At 61.8% G+C, this 17554-nt stretch carries 15 protein-coding genes and 1 tRNA gene; 4 read left to right on the forward strand and 12 right to left on the reverse strand.

All coding sequences use genetic code 11. The features are described from left to right. Window positions 1-27: 27 nt before the first annotated feature. On the reverse strand, window positions 28-723 hold the full coding sequence (locus ACSSV3_RS01900) for an OmpA family protein (RefSeq protein ID WP_354326886.1): 696 nt from the start codon (window positions 721-723) through the stop codon (window positions 28-30). Between the two features lie 203 nt (window positions 724-926). Here ACSSV3_RS01900 and ACSSV3_RS01905 point away from each other — a divergent pair, with 203 nt between their 5' ends. Beyond that, the gene (locus ACSSV3_RS01905; RefSeq protein WP_354326943.1) at window positions 927-2237 is read left to right on the forward strand and encodes a hemolysin family protein; all 1311 of its coding nucleotides are present in this window, start codon (window positions 927-929) and stop codon (window positions 2235-2237) included. Between the two features lie 149 nt (window positions 2238-2386). Here ACSSV3_RS01905 and ACSSV3_RS01910 read toward each other — a convergent pair whose 3' ends face one another. The 9 genes from ACSSV3_RS01910 to ACSSV3_RS01950 all read right to left on the reverse strand — a co-directional run bounded on the left by ACSSV3_RS01910 (window position 2387) and on the right by ACSSV3_RS01950 (window position 10699). Beyond that, window positions 2387-2806 carry a DUF3035 domain-containing protein gene (locus ACSSV3_RS01910; RefSeq protein ID WP_354326883.1) on the reverse strand — a complete coding sequence of 140 codons (420 nt, stop codon included), beginning with the start codon at window positions 2804-2806 and terminating at the stop codon, window positions 2387-2389. Beyond that, window positions 2799-3371: a signal peptidase II gene (lspA, locus tag ACSSV3_RS01915; protein WP_354326881.1), complete on the reverse strand. Its 573-nt coding sequence runs from the start codon at window positions 3369-3371 to the stop codon at window positions 2799-2801. Before lspA ends, ACSSV3_RS01910 begins: the two co-directional genes overlap by 8 nt. Next, the gene (gene ileS, locus ACSSV3_RS01920) at window positions 3368-6487 is read right to left on the reverse strand and encodes an isoleucine--tRNA ligase (protein ID WP_354326879.1); all 3120 of its coding nucleotides are present in this window, start codon (window positions 6485-6487) and stop codon (window positions 3368-3370) included. The genes lspA and ileS overlap by 4 nt, the downstream gene beginning before the upstream one ends. Before the next feature lie 192 nt (window positions 6488-6679). Next, on the reverse strand, window positions 6680-7606 hold the full coding sequence (locus tag ACSSV3_RS01925; protein WP_354326877.1) for a bifunctional riboflavin kinase/FAD synthetase: 927 nt from the start codon (window positions 7604-7606) through the stop codon (window positions 6680-6682). Beyond that, window positions 7606-8106: a dihydrofolate reductase gene (locus ACSSV3_RS01930; RefSeq protein ID WP_354326875.1), complete on the reverse strand. Its 501-nt coding sequence runs from the start codon at window positions 8104-8106 to the stop codon at window positions 7606-7608. Before ACSSV3_RS01930 ends, ACSSV3_RS01925 begins: the two co-directional genes overlap by 1 nt. 10 nt (window positions 8107-8116) lie before the next feature. Then, the gene (locus ACSSV3_RS01935) at window positions 8117-9247 is read right to left on the reverse strand and encodes a 5-(carboxyamino)imidazole ribonucleotide synthase (protein ID WP_354326874.1); all 1131 of its coding nucleotides are present in this window, start codon (window positions 9245-9247) and stop codon (window positions 8117-8119) included. Window positions 9248-9296: 49 nt separating this feature from the next. Further along, window positions 9297-9788 carry a 5-(carboxyamino)imidazole ribonucleotide mutase gene (purE, locus tag ACSSV3_RS01940; RefSeq protein WP_354326873.1) on the reverse strand — a complete coding sequence of 164 codons (492 nt, stop codon included), beginning with the start codon at window positions 9786-9788 and terminating at the stop codon, window positions 9297-9299. Further along, the gene (gpmA, locus tag ACSSV3_RS01945; protein WP_354326871.1) at window positions 9788-10474 is read right to left on the reverse strand and encodes a 2,3-diphosphoglycerate-dependent phosphoglycerate mutase; all 687 of its coding nucleotides are present in this window, start codon (window positions 10472-10474) and stop codon (window positions 9788-9790) included. The genes purE and gpmA overlap by 1 nt, the downstream gene beginning before the upstream one ends. Before the next feature lie 57 nt (window positions 10475-10531). Then, window positions 10532-10699 (reverse strand): hypothetical protein, encoded by a 168-nt coding sequence (locus ACSSV3_RS01950; RefSeq protein WP_354326869.1) that lies wholly within the window; start codon window positions 10697-10699, stop codon window positions 10532-10534. An 88-nt stretch (window positions 10700-10787) separates the two neighbouring features. Here ACSSV3_RS01950 and ACSSV3_RS01955 point away from each other — a divergent pair. Continuing rightward, window positions 10788-10862: transfer RNA gene (locus tag ACSSV3_RS01955), tRNA-Thr, on the forward strand. A 537-nt stretch (window positions 10863-11399) separates the two neighbouring features. Here ACSSV3_RS01955 and ACSSV3_RS01960 read toward each other — a convergent pair. Continuing rightward, window positions 11400-12647: a Y-family DNA polymerase gene (locus ACSSV3_RS01960; RefSeq protein ID WP_354326866.1), complete on the reverse strand. Its 1248-nt coding sequence runs from the start codon at window positions 12645-12647 to the stop codon at window positions 11400-11402. Between the two features lie 325 nt (window positions 12648-12972). Continuing rightward, window positions 12973-13761 (reverse strand): class II glutamine amidotransferase, encoded by a 789-nt coding sequence (locus ACSSV3_RS01965; RefSeq protein ID WP_354326864.1) that lies wholly within the window; start codon window positions 13759-13761, stop codon window positions 12973-12975. A 157-nt stretch (window positions 13762-13918) separates the two neighbouring features. Between ACSSV3_RS01965 and ACSSV3_RS01970 the strand changes: the two genes are divergently transcribed. Beyond that, complete coding sequence (locus tag ACSSV3_RS01970) at window positions 13919-14416, forward strand: Lrp/AsnC family transcriptional regulator (RefSeq protein ID WP_354326863.1); 498 nt, start codon at window positions 13919-13921, stop codon at window positions 14414-14416. Between the two features lie 180 nt (window positions 14417-14596). Then, on the forward strand, window positions 14597-17533 hold the full coding sequence (locus ACSSV3_RS01975) for a TonB-dependent receptor domain-containing protein (protein ID WP_454184738.1): 2937 nt from the start codon (window positions 14597-14599) through the stop codon (window positions 17531-17533). Window positions 17534-17554 lie beyond the last annotated feature (21 nt).

Consider the following 17554-nt stretch of genomic DNA (forward strand, 5'->3'; position numbering starts at 1 on the left):
GCGCGGCCGCGCTCGTGCCCCAACCCATTATTGGTTGCGCGCCGCAGCCACGTCTTCCTCGCTGATCGGGGTGATCTTGATTTCCACCCGGCGGTTGAGCGGTTCGTTGATGTTGTCGCCGGTTTTGACGCGCAGATAATCATACTGCTCACCATATCCCTGCGTCGCGATGCGCGCCCGGGCCACCCCGCGCGCGGCGAGGTAATCGGCCACTGCCTGCGCACGCTGTTCGGACAGGCGCTGGTTCAGCGCAGTCGAGCCAGTGGTATCGGTGAAGCCGTAAACGTCGATCAGGCTATTGGGATAGGTGATCAGGCTTTCCGCGACATTGTTGAGCGTATCGAGAAAGCCCGGGTTGATCGCGGCTGATCCCGTGGCGAAGGTCACACCGTCGGGCAAGCGGACAAGGATGGCGTCCTGATTGCCGACTTCTTCGACATCGACGCCGGTGCCAGCTGTCTGTTCCTTCAGTTCCTTGATTTGATCATCAAACTGCTTGCCAATCACTGCGCCGGCCGAACCGCCAATCCCTGCGCCGATAATGCGCGCGGTATCGCCGCCAACCACGCCGCCAAGCAGATAACCGAGCGTGCCGCCCAGCCCAGCGCCGATGGCTGTGCGCGAAACCTTCTTTTCGCCGGTATTCGGGTCAGTAACGCAGGCGCTGGTGCCAATCAGCGCCAGAGCGGCGGTGCCTGATAGTAAAATACGTGAAAATGTCATGACTTGTCCTCCCAGTAACGAATGCCGACAATGCCACGCCGCCCGTGCGGCGGCAAGGCTGCGGCAAGCCGTGTCGTAGCCGCCATTGCGCGGGCCAGCCTTGACCTGAGTTGAACAATAATGGTGTCGGGCCAGCCTGGCTGTGGATCGCGCGCGCGATTGCCCTGCTGGCAACCGCGCCAGTTTGTGCTAGCGCATCAGGCGTGACACCCTTTCCCTTTGCCGACCTGTTGATCATTCTTGGGCTCGTCGTGCTCAACGGCGTGTTTGCGATGTCCGAACTTGCGATTGTATCGGCCAAGACCAGCGCGCTCGAAGCCCGTGCCGAGGCCGGATCAACCAGCGCGCGGACTGCGATCAATCTGGCTGCTGATCCCGGCAAGTTTCTTTCGACTGTCCAGATCGGCATCACTCTGATCGGTATCATCGCCGGGGCCTATTCGGGGGCAAGCCTGGGCGGACCAATGGGCGAACGGCTGGGTGCGCTGGGTGTGCCGCCGCAATTCACCGACGAAGCCGGGTTTGCGGTGGTGATCGCGCTGACCACCTATCTCAGCGTGGTGGTGGGCGAGCTGGTGCCCAAGCAGCTGGCGCTGCGCAATGCGGTGCCGTTGTCGCTGATCATGGCGCGGCCGATGGCGTTGCTTTCGCGCTTTGCCGCCCCGCTGGTGTGGTTGCTCGATTCAAGCTCGGCGGCGATTATCCGGCTGTTCGGCATTCGCGCCAAGGGCGAAGCGTCGGTTACGGCGGAAGAGTTGCAGATGATCTTTGCCGAGGCGACCCGGTCTGGTGTGATCGAGGATGAACAGCGCCAGATCCTGACCGGGGTGGTGCGGCTGGCCGAACGCCCGGTGCGCGAAATGATGACCCCGCGCACCGAAGTCGACTGGATTGAGGCCGACGCCGAGGCGGGGGAAATCCGTGAGACGATCGAGGAAAGCTCGCATTCGCTGCTGCTGGTGGCCGAAGGTTCGCCCGACACAATCCTCGGCGTGGTCAAGGTGCGCGAAGTGCTGGGCGCGCTGGTCGCGGGCAGCCCGGTGTCAATCCGGGCGATGATGCGCAAGATTGAAGTGGTGCCCGATCAGCTTGATGCGATGGATGCGCTGCGGGTGCTGCAATCAGCCGAAGTGGCGATGGCGGCAGTGACCGACGAATATGGCCATTTCGAAGGGATCGTGACCCCGGTTGACCTGCTGACCGCGATCGTCGGCAATTTCGCCAGCGACAGTGATGATGGCGACCTGCCTTCGGTGGTTGAGCGTGAGGATGGTTCGTTGCTGGTATCAGGCTCGCTGTCCGCTGACGCGATGGCTGACCGGTTGGGGCTGGATTACGCGGAGGACCGCGAATTTGGCACGGCGGCAGGCTATGCCTTGTCGGTGATGAAAAAACTCCCGGCTGAGGGCGAGTTTTTCACCGATCAGGGCTGGCGGTTTGAAGTGGTCGACATGGATGGCCGCCGGATCGACAAGTTGCTGGTGAGCCGCGAGAACAGCACTAACGAAGAATAGCCCCCAACGGCCGCACCGCGACCGCAAGCGCGACCGCGCGCCGCGGCTTATGCCGCGAAGCCAAGCGGGCCGGACGGCCCGCGCCCGGCGCCTGAGGGCCAAAACAAAAAACCGCGAGGATTTCGCACGCCGGACGGCGTGCGGAACAATCAAGAAGGTATAACCGTCCGCGCCGATGCGCCGTCGCCTTCGGGGGCGGCGATGATGTCGCGCGTCACGCGGCCCTTGGCGACGGTGTTGGTGGCGGTGTCGCCCACTTGGCTGCGGATGCTCGGCGCGGCGCTGCCGGCGCGGTCAAGCGCGGTGGTTTCGATCCCGCTGCGCGGCGCAGGGCCGCCGAACAGCGCTTCGAGCGCTTGCTCTGACGCCGCGCCTTCACTTGGGCGCGGGGCACCGGGAGTGGGCGGGGTGAGGGTGAAATCGGGCGGCACCACCAACGGGGCCTGCCGCTGCACAGCGAATTCATCGGGCCGTTCACGGTTGAACACCCCGTTACCACCGCCGCCGCCACAGGCAGCCAGCATGGCCGAAGCCCCGGCCAGCAGAATTAGGCAAGCATACTTACGCATCTTTGGGCTCTCCACGAGGCTCGTCACTTTGCGCGCCATCGGCATTCACCAATGGCGGCGCGCTTGGTTCGGTTTCGTCCTTGTCGCGCACCAGCAGGCTGCGGGCAAGGATAATGACAACGCCGATGGTGATTGCGGCGTCGGCGATGTTGAAGATCAGGAAGGGGCGGAAATCCCCGATGTGAAAATCGGCATAGTCGATGACATAGCCCAGATCATAGCGATCACGGATATTGCCCACCGCCCCGCCAAGGATCATGGCGAGCGCGGCAATATCGCCGAGCACCTTTTCGCGCATCATCCACACCAGCACCACCACCGCGATCACGCCGGTCAGCAGCACCAGCAGCCAGCGCATTTCCATGCTGGTCGCCTGCAGCAGCCCCAGCGAGATGCCGCGATTTTCGGTGTAGGTGAGATCGAAGAACGGCAGCAGATCAATATTGCCGACCTGCCGCAGCGCCAGCGGGCCGATCACATACCATTTCACCGCCTGATCGATTACCGCGATGAAGGCGGCCAGCGCCAGCCCGATCACACGGTTGCGGGTGAACAGCGCGCTCATGCGGCACCGTCCAATGTTGCGACCACGGCATCGCAGCGGCTGCATAGCGCGGCCTCTTCGGCAACGTCGGGAAGCAGCCGCCAGCAGCGGCCGCATTTGTGGTGGGTTGTCTTGGTCACGATCACGCCGTCCCCCTGCCAGCGTGAGACTGTCGCGGTGATGAACAATTCGGCGAGCTGTTCGTCAGACACGCCTTCGGGCACCGCGCCAGCAGGCACCACCACTTCGGCTTCGAGGCTGGAGCGGATGGTCTTGTCACGCCGCAGCGGCTCGATCGCTTCGTTGACCGCATCGCGCAGGGCTCGCAGCGCGTCCCACTTGGCGGTGTCGACCACCACGCCCGGAACACTCGGCCATTCGAGAAGGTGGACAGAACCGCGCTGGCCGTCCTCATCCGCCTCGCCGTCTTGCGGATAGCGCGTCATCCACACTTCTTCCGCGGTGAACACCAGCACCGGCGCGGCATAGCGGATCAGCGCGTGGAACAGCAGGTCGAGCACGGTGCGATAGGCGTTGCGCGTGGTGCTGTCAGGCCCGTCGCAATAGAGCGAATCCTTGCGGATATCGAAGTAGAACGCGCTCAAATCCTCGTTGCAGAAATCGACCAGCAACCGGGTGTAGAGGTTGAAGTCGTAATCTTCCGCCGCCGCTTTCAGCTTCGCGTCCAGCTCCGCCAGCAGCGCGAGGATATAGACTTCCAGTTCGGGCAATGCGCCCGCATCGCTCATGTCCCCCACAAACCCGTCCAGCGCGCCGAGCAGGTAGCGGAAGGTGTTGCGCAGCTTGCGGTACTGGTCGCCGACGCCTTTGAGGATTTCATCGCCGATGCGGTGATCCTCGGTGAAATCGACCGACAGCGCCCACAGGCGGATGATGTCCGCGCCGGTCTGTTCCATCACCGTCACCGGGCTGATGGTGTTGCCTTCGCTCTTGGACATTTTGCGGCCCTTGGCATCCATCGTGAAGCCGTGGGTCAGCACCTGATCGTAAGGCGCGCGGCCGCGCGTGGCGCAGGATTGCAGCAGCGAGGACTGGAACCAGCCGCGATGCTGGTCGCTGCCTTCAAGGTAGAGGTTGGCGGGCCATGTGAGATCGGGCCAGCGCCCGCTTTCCAGCACGAAGGCATGAGTGCAGCCGCTATCGAACCACACGTCGAGAATGTCTGTGACCATCTCGTAATCGTCGGGGTTGTGCGCGCTGCCGAGATACTCCGCCTTGCGTGCTTCCTCCCACGCATCGACACCTTCCTGCATGACGGCAGCAATGATGCGGTGATTTACCTCTGGGTCGGCCAAATAGGTGCCATCGGGCCGCACGAACAGCGTGATCGGCACGCCCCATGCGCGCTGGCGGGAAAGCACCCAGTCGGGCCGCCCTTCGACCATCGCGCCGATGCGGTTGCGGCCCTTTTCGGGGATGAAGGTGACGCGCGCGATTTCCTCCATCGCGCGTTCGCGCAGCGTTGGGGAGGCGCAGAGGGTTTCCTCGGAAGGGTCGATCGCGCCGCCTTCGTTCTCCCAGCCCTTTTCCGCGCGGGTCTTGGGCTCGATCCAGTCCATCGTGCGGTCCATCGGCACGAACCACTGGGGCGTGCAGCGGAAGATCACCTTGGCCTTGGAACGCCACGAATGCGGATAGGAATGCGCGTAGTCCGCGCTGGCCGCGAGCAGCGCGCCCGCTTCGCGCAGGTCGGTGCAAATCGGGCCTTCGGGCGCGTTGAACTTGGGGTTGATGACGCTCATGCGCCGCTCGTCTTCGCCGCCCAGCCATGGCCAGTCGTCGCGATAACGCCCGTCGTCCATCACCGCGAAGACGGGGTTGATGGGGTCTTTAAGTCCGAAGTCTTTGGCGCGTTTGCACAGATCGAAATCGTCCTCGCCATGATCGGGTGCCATGTGGACGAGGCCGGTGCCGCTATCGGTGGTGACGAAGTCGCCGGGCAGCAGCGGGCGCGGGGTGGCATAAAATGCGAGCGCCTTTTCCCACCCCCCAACATCTCCCTCGACGTCGCCCCGGACTTGATCCGGGGTCCCGCTTGTTTCGTCCGCGCCGCCAGAAGGCAGCGGGACCCCGGCTCGGGGGCCGGGGTGACGGGATTTGAGGAGATTGTAGATCGGGTGGCGGGCGAGGGTGCCGGCGAATTGAGTCCCACCTTTGAAGAAGGTATGAACGTAATCGCTATTGTCGAATGCGCAGCCGATGCGCTTGAGGAACGAAGGAACCAATGCAGTAGCGACCAGTAGGCGCTTGCCTCGCCATGCTTCCAGCGCAGGGTTGTCGTCGATTTCCCCGGTCTTGATCTCGAACAGCGAGTAATCAACCTCAGGCCCATAGGCCAAAGCCTGATTCACCGGGATCGTCCACGGCGTCGTCGTCCAGATCACCGCGTGCGCGCCGACCAGTTCGGGGGCGTTGGGGCACTCGATAATCTCGAACGCCACATCGATCTGGGTCGAGGTGATGTCCTCGTATTCGACCTCCGCCTCGGCCAAAGCGGTCTTTTCCACCGGCGACCACATCACCGGCTTGGACCCGCGATAGACATTGCCGGCCTCGGCAAACTTCAGCAGTTCGGCAACAATCGTGCCTTCGGCAGCTGCGTCCATGGTGAGATAGGGATTGTCCCAATCACCCATGACGCCGAGCCGTTTGAGCTGTTCGCGCTGCGTATCGACCCAGTGTTGCGCATAGGCGCGGCATTCGGCGCGGAATTCCTTTGCGGGGACTTCGTCCTTATTCAGCTTTTTCTTGCGGTATTGCTCCTCAACCTTCCACTCGATCGGCAACCCGTGGCAATCCCAGCCCGGCACGTAAGGCGCGTCCTTGCCCAGCAGGTTCTGGGTGCGGCAGACCATGTCTTTCAGGATATGGTTGAGCGCATGGCCGATATGCATATCGCCATTGGCATAGGGCGGGCCATCGTGGAGGATGAACTTCTCGCGCCCGCGCCTTGCGTCGCGCAGGGCGTTATACAGCCCGATCTGCTCCCAGCGCGCGGCAATGCCCGGCTCCTTCTGGGGGAGGCCGGCCTTCATCGGGAAATCGGTCTTCGGCAGGAAGACGGTATCCCGGTAGTCTTTCGCTTCTTTGGCGCGGTTTGCTGTGTCGTCGCTCATGGTGCGGCGGGCCTTAGCGGGCGCGTGGGCTTTGCGCAATTTGTCTTGGGAAAAGGTGTTTCGCGCAGAGACCGCAGAGGGGTTGCGCTGCGGTGCAGCCGCTTCGTCATTTCCGGAGCGGGGGCAAAGGGCCTGCGGCGCAAAACCATCTCTCCGCGTTCTCTGCTCCTCTGCGGTCTCTGCGAGAACCCGCTAACCAAGCAACCGCCGCGCCCGTTCGCAATCCTTGTCCATCTGCGCCATCAGCGCCTCAAGGCTGTCAAACTTCGCTTCGCCGCGCAGGAAGTGGTGGAAGGCGACCTCGATTTCCTGCCCATAGAGATCGCCGGAGAAATCGAAGAAATAGGGCTCCAACAGCTCCTTGGGCGGGGTGAATTGTGGGCGGATGCCGATATTAGCCGCGCCTTTCAGCACCTCGCCGGTTGCCAGAATCCGGCCTGTTACGGCGTAAATGCCGTATTTGGGTCGCAGATAGCTATCAATGGCGAGGTTGGCTGTGGGATAGCCGATGGTGCGCCCGCGCTTGTCGCCGTGTTCGACAATCCCGCGAATCGCGAACGGCCGGGTCAGCAGCGAAGCCGCCAATTGCGGATCACCATCGCGCAGCGCCGCGCGGATATTGCTGGAGGAAACCACCTCTCCGCCATCCTCCACCGGATCGACCACCCGCGACGTGAGGCCCAATTCGCCGCCAAGCCTGCGCAGCAGCGCGACATCGCCCTTCGCTTGCCTGCCAAAGGTGAAATCGCCCCCCGTCACCACGCCGTGTGCGCCGAAACGGTCGATCAGGATGCGGGTGATGAAATCCTCGGCGCTGGTTCCGGCCAATTCGGCATCGAAATGGAACACCAGCATCGCGGTCGCGCCCGCAGCCAGGTACAATTCCTGCCGCTGTTCCAAGGTGGTGAGGCGGAACGGCGGCACATCGGGGCGGAAAAACTCGACCGGGTGCGGATCGAAGGTGGCGATGATGCTGGGGCGGCCCTCTGCCTGCGCCCAACGGATCGCGGCGCCCGCCACTGCCTGATGGCCGCGATGGAACCCGTCAAAATTGCCGAGCGCAATCACAGCGCCGTGCAGGGCATCGGGGACAGGGTCACGGTGATCGAGCCAGCGCATCAGGCACGTCCTCTGCGCAAGGTCAGGAACGAGAACGCGGGCTGCGCGCCGTCCGCCGCATGATCCTCACGCGCGGTCAATACCCATCCGCGCCCCGGTTCGGCCATGAAGGTATCGCCGGGGTAACCCGCGTGAATTTGGGTGAGTTCGATCCGGTGGGCCATCGGCATGAACAGATCATAGATCGCCGCCCCGCCGATCACCGCGATTTCGCCGCTGTCATTGCCTTGGGCCGCCAGCACCAGCGCCTGTTCGACCGATCCGGCCAGCTCTGCGCCCTCAGCGGCAAAGCCATCGCGGCGCGACAGCACGATATGGCGGCGACCGGGCAGCAGGCCGGGCAGGCTTTCAAAGGTCTTGCGCCCCATCACCATCGGCTTGCCAGTGGTCAGCGCCTTGAACCGTTTCAGATCGGCGGGCAGCCGCCACGGCAGGGTGCCGTTATTGCCAATCGCGCCATTGGCGGCGCGGGCATAGATCAGGACGATTTCCGGTTTCATTTGCCCAGCGTCATTTCAGGGCGTGTCCGACGCGGGTGACATGGCCCATCTTGCGTCCATCGCGCGCTTCACGCTTGCCATAAAGGTGCAGGTGCGGTTCGCCCGGTTCGGCCAGAATCTGGTGGGCTGTCAGCGCCGCATCGCCGACAATATTGCGCAATTCGATCGCGGCAAAGCGGGTGACGGTGCCGCCCAGCGGCAGCCCGCAGATCGCGCGGATGTGGTTTTCAAACTGGCTGGTGGCCGCCCCTTCGATGGTCCAGTGGCCCGAATTATGCACCCTTGGGGCCATTTCGTTGAAGATCGGCCCGTCCCTTGTGGCGAAAAACTCCAGCGTCAGCACCCCGACATAACCCAAAGCATTGGCGGTCTTGGCGGCGAGTTCGCGCGCGGCGGGCACCTGCGCTTCGACCAGTGCGCCAGCGGGCAGGATCGCGCGGGTCAACATGCCGCCATCGTGCAGGTTCGCGGTCGAATCCCAAAACCGGATGGCGCCATCGCGCCCACGCACCAGAATCACCGAAAATTCGGTTTCGTAAGTGACGAAGCCTTCGTAGACGCAGGGGACTCCGGGGAACCTTACCCCGCTTGCTTCCAACGCTGATCGCACCCGCCATTGGCCCTTGCCGTCATAGCCATCGCGTGCGGTCTTGAGGATGCCGGGGGTGCCGACAGCGGTGATCGCGGCGGCGAAATCTTCCGCGCTTTCAACCCGTGCATAGGGGGCTGGTATAGCGCCAAGATCAGCGACGAAGCGTTTTTCAGCAAGCCGATCCTGCGCCACTTCCAGCGCGCGCGGCGGGCAGGCGAGCAATGGCTCGGGGATGGCAGCTACAGCGGCGAGTGGGACGTTTTCAAACTCCCACGTCACCACATCGCAGCGGTCGGCGAAATCGGCGAGCGCTGCGGCATCGTCCCAATCGGCGGTGATGAAGGCGCTGCAGGCATCGGCAGCGACATTATCGCCTTCGGGCGCGTAGCCGATTACCCGATACCCCAGCTGCAAGGCGGCCACAGCCAGCATCCGGCCCAATTGGCCGCCGCCGAGAATGCCGATGGTGGAGCCTGCTGCAAGCGCCAAACTGTTTACCCCGTTCGCCCAGAGCCTGTCGAAGGGCTGACCTTCTGCGACGCGGGGCATAAAGAAAAATGCCGGGCCTCGACAAGTTCAGCCCGGACGATTGCTGTCGTCAATCCACCGGCACCTCGGCCACGGCGGCGCTTTTGGCGGCGCGCCAATCCTGCAGGCGTTCGGACAGGCCCTCATCAGCCAGCGCGAGGATCGCGGCAGCCAGCAGCCCGGCGTTTTTCGCGCCCGCCTCACCAATCGCCAGCGTGCCGACGGGCACCCCGGCGGGCATCTGCACGATCGACAGCAGGCTATCCATGCCGCTCAAAGCCTTGGACTGCACCGGCACGCCCAGCACCGGCAGGTGCGTCATGCTGGCGATCATGCCGGGCAGATGCGCCGCGCCGCCCGCGCCCGCGATGATGACATCGAAGCCTTCGCCCTCGGCGCCTTTCGCAAAGGCGGCCATCCGGTCAGGCGTGCGGTGGGCTGAGGTGATCCGCGCCTCATAAGACACTTCAAGCTCGTCCAGCACTTCGGCGGCAGCCTTCATTGTTGGCCAGTCTGACTGGCTGCCCATCACGATGGCGACACGTCCCCCGGTCATTTCCATCACGCGTCCTTCAGATAGTAGCGCGTCCCCGGCACCATATCGGCATCAAAATCATAGATGATCGGCTGGCCGGTGGGAATTTCCAGCCCGGTGATATCGTCATCCGAAATGCCCGACAGATGCTTGACCAGCGCGCGCAGCGAATTGCCGTGGGCCGAGATAATCACCGTTTCGCCGCTGGCGAGCACGGGCAGGATCGCAGCCTCCCAATAGGGCAGCACGCGCTCAATCGTCAGCTTCAGGCTTTCGGTGTTGGGGATCGCGATCCCGGCATAGCGCGGGTCAGCCGCGAGATCATAGGCGCTGCCCGGTTCCAGCGGCGGCGGCGGCACATCGAAACTGCGGCGCCAGATATGCACCTGTTCGTCGCCGTGTTTCTCGCGCGTTTCCTGCTTGTCGAGCCCGGTCAGCCCGCCGTAGTGGCGTTCGTTCAGCCGCCAGTCTTTCACCTCGGGGATCCACAGCCGCCCGGCCTGTTCCAGCGCCAGATGCAAGGTGCGGATCGCGCGGGTCTGCACCGAGGTGAAGGCGCGGGTCGGCAGCACGCCCTTGGCTTTCAGCAGCACGCCTGCGGCTTTCGCCTCGGCCACGCCCTGATCGGTCAGGTCAACGTCCCACCAGCCGGTGAAGCGGTTTTCAAGGTTCCACTGGCTCTGGCCGTGGCGGACAAGGATGAGCTTGTGCATTTTTTCTCCGAGGGGTTCCGAGCCGCCCACTCCTTTAATCAGAATACAGCGCGGGGGTTAGCTTTCGTCAGCGCGATTGGGAAGGGTTTCTATCGGCGCAAAGTCCGAATCGTCCCCGGCACCTTCAACCGCGCGCGCTTGCGCCTTCCTGCGCCGCAGGTTTTCGCGCAGTTTGGCGGCGAGACGCGCCTCTCGGGACATATTCTTGCGAGGGTCTTCACTCATGCGCAACCCATTGCCGTTAGTTGGCCTCACCATCAACCCCCGCTTGACATTGCAGGGGAGCACGACAATAGCGCGCGCCTGATCCGGCGCTGCTGTAGCTCAGTGGTAGAGCGCACCCTTGGTAAGGGTGAGGTCGGGAGTTCAATCCTCCCCAGCAGCACCATGTATCCCTAGGAAATCCTAGGAAACATCTGGAAAACAATGGTTTTTGACAGTCGGCTGTTACATCTGTAACGGAGACCAACCCATGTGTTCCTACCTCGATCAAGTCGGTTCGACCTACTATTTCCGGCGCACGGTTCCCAAGGACCTTGTCGGAACCTTCCTCACAAACAGCAGACGGGCTCGTACTGAGTGGAAGCATATAGGTTGCAGCGGCGGGATGCGACAAGCTTATCTCAATTCAAAGCGATGCACTTCCGGTTCCGATTGATGTACTTGGCTCCAAGTCAGGCGATGCCCCCGACAAATCCGCTCGCTTCTCTCTTGCGGACCAATGCCATGCGCATGGGTCCGTTGCACCCGCGCTGCTTGCAACGCGCCCGCACTTCCACTTGATCGAGATAGAGGTGCCTACCACTGTGATGGGCAAGTATCACGTCGGGGGACAAGAACCGCACGGCTCCACATCGCTTGCATGTCAGTTCCAGCCGCACGTCATTCCCAAGATCGGCGGCGCGAAGATCGGTTTTCCAGTTCATCACCAGAAGTCCTCGGCAGACGGAATCCTGGTGAACGCGATCTTGCCGCCAACATTACCTCCCTTGGGCGGTTGCCATGGCCCGATGCTCACAACGGTTGAGGCAAAGCGGGTGTTGAGCGCGTCGATTGCCACTCCTACACGCTCCCACCGCTGCCGGTCGGCATCGTCGCTTTCCAGCCAATCCAACTGGCGCTGCGAAGCTGGCGACAAATCAAATAGAGTCACGCCAACGCGCATGATGCGCATTGATGCTGGCACCTTGGAGCGCAGGCAGCGCCACAAGTCGGATAAGCCCCGCAATAGCGCGCAATCATCGTTCACGATGGCAAGGCGGCGCTGTTCGCTCCAGCCGTGATCGTAAGAGCGGACCCAAAGCCAAATGCCTGCACAGTAGAAACCGGCCCGGCGCATCCGGCGCGCGGCCTTGGTCATAAGCAAGCGCGAGATTAGCTCGGCATCGTCGAGGCGGCGCTGGTCAGGGGGCAGCACGCGGGCATGCCCGAACATCCCCCTGCCCGTTCCCGGCGCAGTGATGCTGTAACCATGGAGGGCATACCAGAGCCGCTCTCCGGTAACGTTTCGCCAGAGCGCCCGCATTTGCTTGGGCTGGGTTTCGTAAAGATGGCGAGTGCTGCCTATTCTTGCCTGCGCCAGTCGCCGCACCATCCGCTTGCCGACGCCGGGAATGTCCTCCAGCGGCAATGCGAACAGCGGTTCGGGCATGGAATCGGGATGCCAGATTGTCAGTCCATCAGGCTTGTTCACTTTGCAGGCGATCTTGGCCAGGTGCCGATTGGCGGCAAAGCCTATCGAGCATGTGATGAAGGGGCCGATGTTGCTGGCGATACCGCGCTTGATCGCCGCTGCCGTCGCCTCGGGATCACGCCGTTGTGCGTCGTCCAACAGGCAAGCCAGTTCATCAATCGACTTCACCACGTCCACGGGGGCGATGCTGTCAATCTCGGCCACCAATGCGTTGTGGGCGCGCCGATACATTGCGGGTTGCTGGGGCACCAGAACAAGGTCCGGGCAGATTTGCCGCGCCTCATCTACCATCATTATATTCTTGACGCCCGCCGCCTTCGCTTCCCGCGACGCGGCGATGATGCAAGTCTTGCCGCCGCCCTCATAGGGAATGACGCCGACAGGACGGTTGCGCAAACGCGGGTTTAGCTGCTGCTCGACAGAGGCAAAGAAACCGTCGAAGTCGAGATACAGGTGCTCAATGGTTGTGGGTTTGCGCATGGTGTGTGCCGAATCAAGGGGAGGCGGACCAGAGAACATATAAGGAACAAATCTGCAAGCTGTTTGGCTGTCCGCCCTGTGTCAACCGCATCGATTGCTTGCGCAGCTGACGCAGTTTGGCGAGCGTCTCCAGCGTGGCGTGGCTTTGGGCCTGAGCCATCATGGCGATCTGGGTTCCGGGAGTTCAATCCTCCCCAGCAGCACCAGCAATCTCTTGGCACAGGCCCGTCCATGGGCGAGCGCCGATTGCTTTTGCAGGCGCGCGCCATTCGCGGCGCTTGGCTCTGTCAGAGTTTGACTAACGTCCCCACCCACTCCCGGCCGGTCATACGGCTGCGCGAGCACTCAGATCGATTGGCAGATGGTCCACCCTGCCATCCTTCGCGATCCGCACGGCCGTGTTCGGCGCAACGGCGCTCCATGCGTCGGCGTCTTCGTCAAAGGGTTCGGAGGCGAGGACTGTGCCTCTGTCGACTGCGCGGTAATAAAGCGTGGGCGGGTGATCATCGCTGGCCCAGCGGAAACCCCATAAAGCCTCACCGTCGCTCAGCGCGGCGGCGAACCTGACCCGTTCCGGCCGATCATAGGCCGATGTGATCGCCACCACTTCGGACAGGGAGCGAATGATCGCGGCGTGCGGGTCTGCTGGCAATCCGCGTGACAGGGCAATGTGAAACATCGCTTCGCTGTCGGTTGTGCCGTGGATGTTTTCATACAGGACTTCATCGATCAACGCTTCGACCCGCGCCCGCAGCTTGCGGTAATTGCTGATCATGCCGTTGTGCATGAACAGCAGGTTATCATGCGTGAACGGATGGCAGTTGGTATAGGACACGCCGCCCGACGTGGCTGATCGCACATGCGCCATGAACAATCGGGAACGGATCTGGCCGAGCAAACCCAGCAAGTTGGGATCGGACCAGGCCGGCAGAATGCTGCGATAAATGCCCGGGCTTGCGCGTTCGCCATACCAGCCGAGCCCGCATCCATCGGCATTCACATCGGTTTTTGCTTCACGCGCGGCCATCGATTGCGACACCAATGAGTGCGACTGATCAGTCATCACATCATCGAGCAGGATCGGTTCACCGATAAACGCAAGAAAGCGGCACAAACTGCAAATCCTCCATCAAGGCGGCCACAGGCCAAAACACGGCGCGCAAAAGAACCGAGAAAATCGATTTTGTGAACCGAAATTTCTAGACATTTGCTCTATTGCGCTTCAATCTTGCAAAATATACGCAATTATTGCAACATTTCAGCAAGAGAATATGGTGCTCGACGAACGCAATCTTGCCATTCTTGCCTTGCTGCAAGCCGATGCTGACACCCCGGTTGGCGAGGTTGCGGGCAAGGTGAACATGTCGATTTCGGCCTGTTCGCGGCGCATTGCGCAGTTGCGGGCGGATGGTTTTATCAAGGCCAATGTCGCCATTCTTGATCGCAAACTGCTGGGCGTTCCGATGACGGTGTTCGTGCTGGTCAAGGCTGGTCGCCACGCCGAAGAATGGATCGAGCGGTTCAAGAACCTGATCGCGACAATACCTGAAGTGCAGGAGGCCCATCGGCTGGCAGGCTCGTTCGATTACATCATGAAATTGGCATTGCCGGATATTGACGCATATGACTCGGTCTACAAGCGCCTCGTTCGCACGATTGAACCGCTCGAAATTTCCGGCCATGTCGCGATGGAAACGCTTAAAGAAGGAGCGTGCCTGCCGCTGGGCTACGCCCTTGGATCGACCGGAGGGCATTCATGTGGGGATTGAACCCCGGAGTAAAGCTGACCTATTAAGTAGAGTATGATTTTTTGATTGTTGCGCCACTGCTACGGCGATCATACGCAGTTCGGAAATGGGGACTGGCGTTGGGGCGGGTCAACAAATTTTGGTAGCGCCGTGATCGCTTAATGCGACGTCGGCTCAGGGTTATTTATCGGGGGTATAGAGATGAAAAAGTGGGTTGGAAGTTCGACAATTGCGCTGGCAGTAGCCTTCGCGGCGCAACCGGCAATGGCGCAAGACGCGGGCGAACAGGCCGCCGAGGAGTCCACCAATGTCATCATGGTGACAGGTTCACGCATCGGGCGTGAACGGCAATCGGCGTCGGTGCCGATTGTCAGCGTGCAGGCGCAAGACCTGCAATTGGCGGGCACAATCAATTCCGAAGACCTGCTCAATACCCTGCCGCAATTTGTGCCGGCCACCACGTCAGGTTCCAATTCGCTTGCCAGTGCCACCGGAACGGGCGCGGCCACGCTTGACCTGCGCGGGTTGGGTGCCAGCCGCAATCTGGTGCTGGTCAACGGGCGGCGCTATGTCTTTTTCGATGCCACCCAGGTCACCAACATCAATGCGATCCCGGCGGCACTGATCGAGCGGGTCGAAGTGGTCACCGGCGGGGCTTCGGCGGTGTATGGTTCGGATGCGATTGCCGGGGTGGTCAATTACATCCTGCGCGATGATTTCGAAGGGGTCGAAGCGCGCGGGCAATATAATCTCGACAGCCGGGGGGACGGCGGCATCGTTGACGTGACGCTGACCGCAGGCACCAATTTTGGCGGTGATCGCGGCAACATCACGGTTTCGGCCAATTACGCCGACCGCAAGGCGATCGGCACCGAAGACCGTGCGTTTTCGCGCCAGGTTCTGACCGATATTGCGGTGAACGGGGTCGATCAGCTTGGCCCGGGCGGTTCCAGCTTTGTGCCCAACGGGCGGTTTTCCGGTCTGCCTTCAACAACCGCGGCGATTGCTGCCATCCCCGGGCTGGCAGCGGCTTATGCTGCCGCCGGGCTCACCGGAATTGGTGCCAACGGGTTCATTCCTGACGACAGCGGATTGAATGTCCGCCCCTACATCGGGCCAAATGCTGCCGGTGCCAACGACGCTTTCAACTTCCTTGAAAACAATTTCCTGCGTTTCCCGCAAGAACGGTGGGGCGTTACCGCGCTTGCCCATTATGATCTGACCGATGGGGTAACCGCCTTCGTCGAGGGAGCCTTTACCAACAACAAGACGGTGCTGGGTTTCGCATCGAGCTTTATCAACGCATCCATGCCGATTGAGGTCAACAACCCCTTTATCGGTGCGCCGCTGGCCAATGTCTTGCAGGTGATTGACCAGAATCAGACGGGTGCGGCGGCGAATGACGGGCTGGTGAACCTGACGATTAATCGCCGCTTGCAGGAAGTCGGGCCACGCCGCAATTTCGATGACCGCGATGCCTGGCGTGTGCTGGGCGGATTGCGCGGCGAGATCGCTGGGGGGGAGAACGCCTTCAGCGATCTGCGCTGGGAAGCCTATTATTCCTATGCCCGGTCAAAGAACACGCAATTGCAGATGGGCAATGTCTCGCTGTCGAAATTCCGCGAAGGCATTCTTTCCGGCCCCGGCGGCGCTGCTCCGCTGGTCAATCCGTTCGGGCCGAATATCTCGCAGGCGGGGATTGATTTCATCAGCGTGGAATCGACCAATATCGACATCACCGATCTGCACGTCGTCGCAGGCAACCTGAGCGGTACGCTGTTCAGTCTGCCCGCTGGCCCGGTCGGCTTTTCGGTGGGCGGCGAATACCGTTCAAGCTCAGCCAATTTCCGGCCCGATGCCTTGCTGGCGGCAGGGGACATCGCCGGGTTCAACCCGATCACTGCCACCAAAGGCAGCATCGATGTGTGGGAATTGTTTGGCGAAGTTCGCGTGCCGTTGCTGACCGATGTCGCCTTCGCCCGCGAGTTGGCGGTCAATGCGGCCTTCCGTTATTCGGACTATGACCTTGAACAGGTCGGCGGGGTGTGGACCTATCAGGGCGGGCTTGATTGGCAGGTGTCTTCGGATCTTGCCTTTGGCGGGCAGTATCAGCGCGCCATTCGTGCGCCCAATGTCGGCGAAGCCTTCGGCGGCAATCGCACCTTCCCGGTTGCGGCGACCGATCCGTGCGCACGGGCGGCAGCGGCCACTGATACAATCTTGCGCGATCTGTGCATCGCCAATGGGGTTCCGGCCGCACTGGTGGGCAATGCGGCGGTGCAGCCGAATGACCAGATTCCCGGTGTGCTGGGCGGCAACGCCAACCTGCGCGAAGAAAAATCAGACACTTATACCTTTGGGGTGATCGTAACGCCGTCCTTCATTCCCCGGCTGCGGTTGTCGATTGATTATTATGATATTTCGCTCAAAGGCGCGATCAGCCCGCTGGCAGGCGGCGTCAACAGCATCCTTGATCTGTGTTTCAATCAGATCCGCAATCCCGATAGCGTGGCGTGTCAGGCGGTTTCCCGCAATCCGACCAGCGGTATCATCGACACCCAGTTTCCCGTCTTTGCGCTGAATGAAAATATCGGACGGCTGGAAACATCCGGCATTGACGTCCAGGTCAATTACCGCATCGAAACCGGTGGCGGTAGCCGTCTGGATCTGAATGTCGCCGGTGGCTGGGTGGACGAATTCACCATCACGCCGGTTCAGGATCTGGCAGACAACCAGAATTTCTGCATCGGTCTGTTCGGGCCGACCTGCGGCGAACCAAAATTCGAGTTCAAGACCACCAGCCGCGCGACATGGTCGACCGATCGTCTGTCGCTCAGCGTGCGTCACCGCTGGATCGATGCAGTCACGGTTGAAGACCTGCAGCTTGCCAATCGGCGGGGCGGGACGTCTCCTGCCCCTTCGACTGTGGCGGTGCAGCGGATCACGGCGCAGAATTATGTCGATCTGTCGTTCACCTACGACCTGAACGAGGCGATCAATCTGTGGGGCGGGGTCAACAACGTGTTGGACAATGGCCCGCCGCTGCTCGGCACCCGGCAGGAACGCAACAACACCTGGCCGGACACCTATGACGCCATCGGGACGGAGTTCTTCGTCGGCGTTTCGGCCAAGTTCTGATTGCATCGGCACATGAACCGG

Source organism: Porphyrobacter sp. MBR-49 (genome assembly GCF_053628655.1).